Annotated in this window: 7 protein-coding genes; 6 read left to right on the top strand and 1 reads right to left on the bottom strand. The window is 33.2% G+C overall.

All coding sequences use genetic code 11. From position 1 onward, the window contains the following. From LV89_RS24700 to LV89_RS24715, 6 genes are all read left to right on the top strand, one after another. Positions 1–315 (top strand): hypothetical protein (locus tag LV89_RS24700; protein ID WP_211321277.1); only part of this gene is annotated, 315 nt, incomplete at its 5' end. Beyond that, positions 315–758: a hypothetical protein gene (locus LV89_RS24705; RefSeq protein WP_109745667.1), complete on the top strand. Its 444-nt coding sequence runs from the start codon at positions 315–317 to the stop codon at positions 756–758. The genes LV89_RS24700 and LV89_RS24705, both read left to right, overlap by 1 nt. Positions 759–1,069: 311 nt before the next feature. After that, complete coding sequence (locus tag LV89_RS25900; protein WP_262509889.1) at positions 1,070–1,474, top strand: cytochrome c peroxidase; 405 nt, start codon at positions 1,070–1,072, stop codon at positions 1,472–1,474. Next, complete coding sequence (locus LV89_RS24710) at positions 1,440–2,021, top strand: cytochrome c peroxidase (RefSeq protein WP_262509890.1); 582 nt, start codon at positions 1,440–1,442, stop codon at positions 2,019–2,021. The genes LV89_RS25900 and LV89_RS24710 overlap by 35 nt, the downstream gene beginning before the upstream one ends. Next, positions 2,018–2,305 carry a hypothetical protein gene (locus LV89_RS25765; protein ID WP_229201593.1) on the top strand — a complete coding sequence of 96 codons (288 nt, stop codon included), beginning with the start codon at positions 2,018–2,020 and terminating at the stop codon, positions 2,303–2,305. Before LV89_RS24710 ends, LV89_RS25765 begins: the two co-directional genes overlap by 4 nt. Positions 2,306–2,474: 169 nt before the next feature. Next, a complete protein-coding gene (locus LV89_RS24715) occupies positions 2,475–4,688 on the top strand; it encodes a TonB-dependent receptor family protein (RefSeq protein WP_109745668.1) in 2,214 nt (737 codons plus the stop codon). Between the two features lie 421 nt (positions 4,689–5,109). Here LV89_RS24715 and LV89_RS24720 read toward each other — a convergent pair whose 3' ends face one another. Continuing rightward, positions 5,110–5,580, bottom strand: coding sequence for a hypothetical protein (locus tag LV89_RS24720; RefSeq protein ID WP_109745669.1), 471 nt, complete (start codon positions 5,578–5,580; stop codon positions 5,110–5,112). Positions 5,581–5,691: the final 111 nt, after the last annotated feature.

The following is a 5,691-nucleotide window of genomic DNA, read 5'->3' on the forward strand; positions in this document are numbered from 1 at the left end:
GATATGAAGACTTATTACGGAGCAGTTAAGAGTTTGAACAATTTACAGGAAGAAACAAAAGAAGCCAAAGCGTTAAAATCAAGTCTTCCTGATTTACAAATTCAAAAGCAATTATTGGAACAGCAGTTACAGCAGGAACGAGAGAAGTTTGAGCAAGAAAAGAATGCGGCAAAAATTGAGCGAGAGCGTTTAGAGCAGGAAATGGCGAAACTCAAATTTAATTATGAATTTAGCAAAGCAGCACTCCATAAAGTCGAAAAGGAATTAGCCGAAAAACAAAAACCACAGAACCATACTTTTAAAAGAACATTCTAATGACAGACCCTTTTGATGAAATTACCGCTCTACGCAAGAACCATGAAGAATTAAAAGACTTAGTAAAGAAACAATTAGCTACACCGCCCAAGTTGGATATTAATTATCCCTTACTAACTTCTCTTTTATCGAAACAAATGCCTGATGTCTCAGGTGTATTGTCAGCGGTTGAGCGTGAGCGAATGGAGATTGAACGTTTAGTGACTAACGTACCCCAAAGTATTCCAATACGAGGAGATTTTTATGGTTTTAGTTCGGAGAAGCCTTTTATTCTCTATTGGGGAGTGATGGTTTTAACGATATTTGTATCTGCTTATTTTATCTTTCGGAGTAGTGACAACGAAGAGATAAAACGCTTACAAGCAGATAAAGCGATGCTTGAGCATGAGATTAATTATTTTACAGAAAGGAATCCCAAATTGGGCAATAAGTATTTTAAATAAACGGTTTTTTAATTTATACCACAAATAATTTAGATTGAATGGCTTAGTGAAAAAATAGTCAATATCTAAAGTATCTCAGATAATTTGTATTAAAATCAACGTTTAACATACTGATTATAATCATCTATTCTATACAGTTTATGGCATTATGTTTGTTTCTCTTACCTAAACTGTCAATAGAATATGCGAAATTATGTATTAGCTGCATTAGCTGCCACATCATTAATGTTTTCTTGTTCTTCTAACAAAGAAAATGATGTTCAATTTGCCCAATAGATTCCCAACTTGAACAGGCAATAACTACTTCTTTGGTGGGTAAAACTAAAGAATCATTAATTATTCCCAATAGTAATGAGTTAAATAAGATTCCTCAAGACCCTAAAAACCCTTTGAGCAATGAAAAAGTGGAATTAGGAAAACTTCTATTTCATGAGACTGCAATCGGTAGAAATTCTATCAAAACAAATAGTGCTTTTACCTACTCGTGTTCAAGTTGCCACCATAGTAAGGCAGGGTTTCAAGCTTGTTTGCCACAGGGCATTGGAGAGGGGGGGACTGGTTTCGGTCAGAATGGAGAAGGGCGAACATTTAACAGTGCTTACCAAGAGTCTGAATATGATGTACAGCCTATTAGAACTCCATCAACATTAAATATTGCTTATCAAACGAATATCTTGTGGAATGGGGCAATTTGGGGCTACAAATGTAAATGTTAATACTCAATCAAGCTGGACAAAAGGAACTCCTAAAAAAAATAACTTCTTAGGATTTGAAGGTATTGAAACTCAAGCCATAGCAGGGCAAGATGTACATCGTCTGCAAGTTGGTAAAATATTTTTGGACGAAATTCCACAGTATCGAGAAATGTTTAAAAAAGCATTTCCTACTATGAATGTAAATGATAATTATCAACTCAAAATCAACGCAGGATTAGCAATTGCAGCTTATGAAAGAACACTCTTAGCAACTGAAGCTCCTTTTCAACAGTGGTTAAAGGGAAATTCTTCAGCTATGACTGATGCTCAAAAGCAAGGAGCAATATTATTTTTTAGCAAAGCCGAATGTTTCCTTTGTCACAATAGCCCTTCATTATCTTCTATGAAATTTTATGCAATTGGTATGGCGGATTTAAAAAATGGATTTTATGGCAATAATAAAGTGGTTGCTACACCTCCAACCAAAGCAGAACATAAAGGAAGAGGGGATTTACTGGTAAAACTGAAGATATGTATAAATTCAAAGTACCTCAACTTTACAACTTGAAAGATTCTCCTTTTTATGGACATGGTGCTTCTTTTACAAAAATAGAAGATGTGATTGCCTACAAATCAAAAGCAATATCTGAAAATACAAATGTTCCTAATACTCAAATAGCTTCTGAATTTCATTCTTTAAATTTAACCAATGATGAAATTTTAAAAATTACAGACTTTATCAAAAATGGACTCTATGATGCTAATATAAAAAGATATGTACCTCAAAAAATACTATCTGGGCTTGCATTTCCTAACAATGATACACAATCAAGAAAAGATTTAGGGTTTTAATTTGACTTTAAAAGGCTCTATTTTCTATTACTTTATAGGTATTTTTAATAAACAATTCCTGAATAGTGGAATTTAATATTATTTTCTTTCAATATTTCCAAAACAATGGAATTAACTTTGCTATTCAAACACTAATAATTACGTTCAATTCATTTAAAGTCTAAGAAAAATGAAATATCTTTTACTATTTTTTTGCAGTATATTAACTTTTTTTTCTTCATTTGCCCAACAAATAAAAGAAGATTCTGTAAAGCTCAAAAATAGAAATTTGCAAGAAATTGTTGTTAAGGGGTATCGTAAAGACTTGATGCTCTCCTCACTTGCTCCTGTAAATGGTACTTACATTTTTGCTGGAAAAAAATCCGAAATTATTGCTTTGGATAAAATGGATGTAAATGTCGTTGACAATAATCCGAGACAGATTTTTGCTAAAGTTCCAGGTGTTTTTGTTTTTGAAACTGACGGCTCAGGAAATCAAGTCAATATTGCTACAAGAGGGTTAACCGCACACCGTTCATGGGAAATGAATGTCCGTCAAAATAATGTAATGACCAATTCTGATTTGTATGGTTATCCTGCCAGTCACTTCAATGCTCCAATGGAATCTATTCAAAGAATTGAATTGGTTAGAGGTAGTGGTTCTCTACAATATGGAGGGCAATTTGGGGGAATGGTCAATTATATTTCTAAAGAAGCTGATGACTCAAAAAGAATTAGTTATGAGACGCAAAACTCTTTAGGCTCTTATGGATTATGGAGTACCTATAACTCACTAAGTGGGCGAATTAAGAAGTTTAAATATTTTACTTATTACAATTATCGCCAGTCTGATGGGTATAGACAAAATAGTGAATATCAATATCAAGCATATCGTATAGCATTGCAATACGATTTTTCCACTAAAGTAGTTTTAAAGGCGGAATACAATCGTATGAATTATGTCAATCATATTAATGGAGGACTAAGTGATGCTCAATTCTATGAGAATACTCGTCAATCTACTCGAAATAGAAATTATTATTCTCCAGACATTCATTTACCATCTATTTCATTAGATTATAAAATTAATAACAATACCACTTTCAATTTTATTAGTTCGGCTATTTTAGGTTCTCGAAACAGCGTTCAGTTTATTGCCCTATCAACCGTTAGAGATACCATTAATCCAAACACAGGAACATATAATCCTCGACAAGTTGATATTGACCAATATAATAGCTATGCTAATGAAGCTCGTTTGATGCACCAATTCACAATCAGAAGTATGAAAAATACCATTGTTTCAGGGGTGCGTTACATCAATAATAATCTAATTAGAAAACAATTAGGAAAAGGGACGACTGGCTCTGACTATGATTTGACTTTAACCAATCCTATTTGGGGTAGAGATTTAAGTTTTAAAACAAGCAATGTTTCTCTGTTTATTGAAAACCTCTTGCAAATAACACCTAAATTATCTTTTACTGCTGGATTACGATATGAAAATGGAGAAACCAATATGACAGGGAAAATAAGTTATTATGATGCCAATAAAATACCTGTCACCATTACTCATAAATTTGCTCTCTTAGGTACGGGAGCTGAGTATCATTTTAATCCACAGGTATCGATTTATGCTAATTATTCACAAGCATATCGTCCCGTAATTTTTGCGGACATTATTCCAACAACTGCTCTTAATCAAGTTAATCCTGATATTCAAGATGCCTATGGAAGTAATTCTGAGTTAGGGATAAAAGGAGATATTGCAAGAGGACTTAGGCTTAATTTTACCCTATTCGCTCTTAAATATAATAACAGAATAGGAGATTTAGTTTTAACAAATCAACAAGGACAGACTTATTTTTATAAAACTAATACAGGAAATTCCCTCTCAAAAGGATTTGAATTATATGCAGAATTGCAGCCAATGGCTTGGCTTGATGAAAATAGCCATAGATTTCAGTTTTCTATATTCAGTTCTACTTCTTTAATTGATGCTCGTTATATAAATGGGACATTGGCGGTATCTGGAAAAAATGTTGATGTTACTGGTAATAGAGTAGAAGCCGCTCCACGTTGGATTAGTCGTAATGGTCTTCAAATTCGGTATAAAGGTATTTCGGGAACTTTACAATATAGTTTTGTGGGAGACGCTTTTGCCGATGCTTTGAATACTGAAAAACCTAATGCTTCTGGAACGCTTGGACTTGTTCCTTCGTATCAATTAGTAGATATGAATTTTACTTATCGCTTTTTAGAAAAATATAATATAAAATTGTTACTCAATAATATGTTTAACCAACAGTATTTTACAGAAAGACCTGCGTTTTTTCCAGGACCAGGTGGTTTATATCCTTCTGATGGTAGGTCAATTATTTTATCAATTGGGGCTAAATTTTAGTAAAACGTATATTTGGATTCAACAAAAAGGCATTCACTTCATCAAGTGAATGCCTTTTTGTTGAATCGTTTTAAGTATTTTATAAGACAAACTGTTATTATTTAAAAGTTCTCAGTGCTAATTTTAGTTTCTGATAAGCTGCAATTATCGGAAGGGAATGTGAGTTTCCTTTATAAGCATCCTTCGCTGATTTTAGGGCATTTCCTGTTTACATATACTTCTATTTTTCAAAACGGTAAAGATTATAGTTAAACCGTTGGTTTACAGCAGTAAACAAAGATAAACAGGGTATGAACGGGCGTAGAGATGGGTGTTTACGGACGTTTACACGAGAAATACCCAATTTCGTAAACAGGTTGGAAATATCTCTATTGGCTCAATTTGTGGTTTGAGCCAATATTTGAAGACTCGGCAAAGAGTTTTAAGGCGTTAATTTCTTCTGTTTTGATATTAGCCTGTAAACAATTTCATCATTGGGCGAAAATGATGAAGAACGGGCTGCTATGCAAATTGCTTTTTCATCAGGAATATACACAGCAATCCGAAAATTTGATTGCTTCGTCATTACATCACAAAAACTTAAACCCAAAGGTCGTAATAGTCGAGATGAGCGAATGTCTTTTTTAAACCTTTTTCCTTCAAAGGCTATTTCTTCATTCTGTCCATTTTCGTCATATTCCACCGCTATAATTCTAATGGCATTTTTGAATTTTAATTTATACTGGTCATTTATAGTTTGCTCTTTTTCTAAGGTTTGGAGGTGTTGGTATTTCGCTTTTAGTTTGCCATTATTTGTATCCTCTCTGCAATATGGAGAACAGTAAATTTGGTTCTTTCGCTTTGCTTCAAAATCATTCTGACAAGCGGGACATTTTTTTTGAATAATTCTCATGGATAGTGTATGATGTATTTTAAAGCCACTCAGAAGGGTTTATTATCTTCATAATCCTCATAAAACATTTTATGAGGATTATGAAGATAATAAGTATTATGCGTATTATGA

The sequence above is a fragment of the Arcicella aurantiaca genome (assembly GCF_003148625.1).
Lineage (GTDB): Bacteria > Bacteroidota > Bacteroidia > Cytophagales > Spirosomataceae > Arcicella > Arcicella aurantiaca.

Coding starts and splice junctions, on each gene's coding strand:
- LV89_RS24705 (WP_109745667.1), top strand. CDS start 315: ATGACAGACCCTTTTGATGAAATTACCGCTCTACGCAAGAACCATGAA.
- LV89_RS24710 (WP_262509890.1), top strand. CDS start 1,440: ATGGGGCAATTTGGGGCTACAAATGTAAATGTTAATACTCAATCAAGC.
- LV89_RS24715 (WP_109745668.1), top strand. CDS start 2,475: ATGAAATATCTTTTACTATTTTTTTGCAGTATATTAACTTTTTTTTCT.
- LV89_RS24720 (WP_109745669.1), bottom strand. CDS start 5,580: ATGAGAATTATTCAAAAAAAATGTCCCGCTTGTCAGAATGATTTTGAA.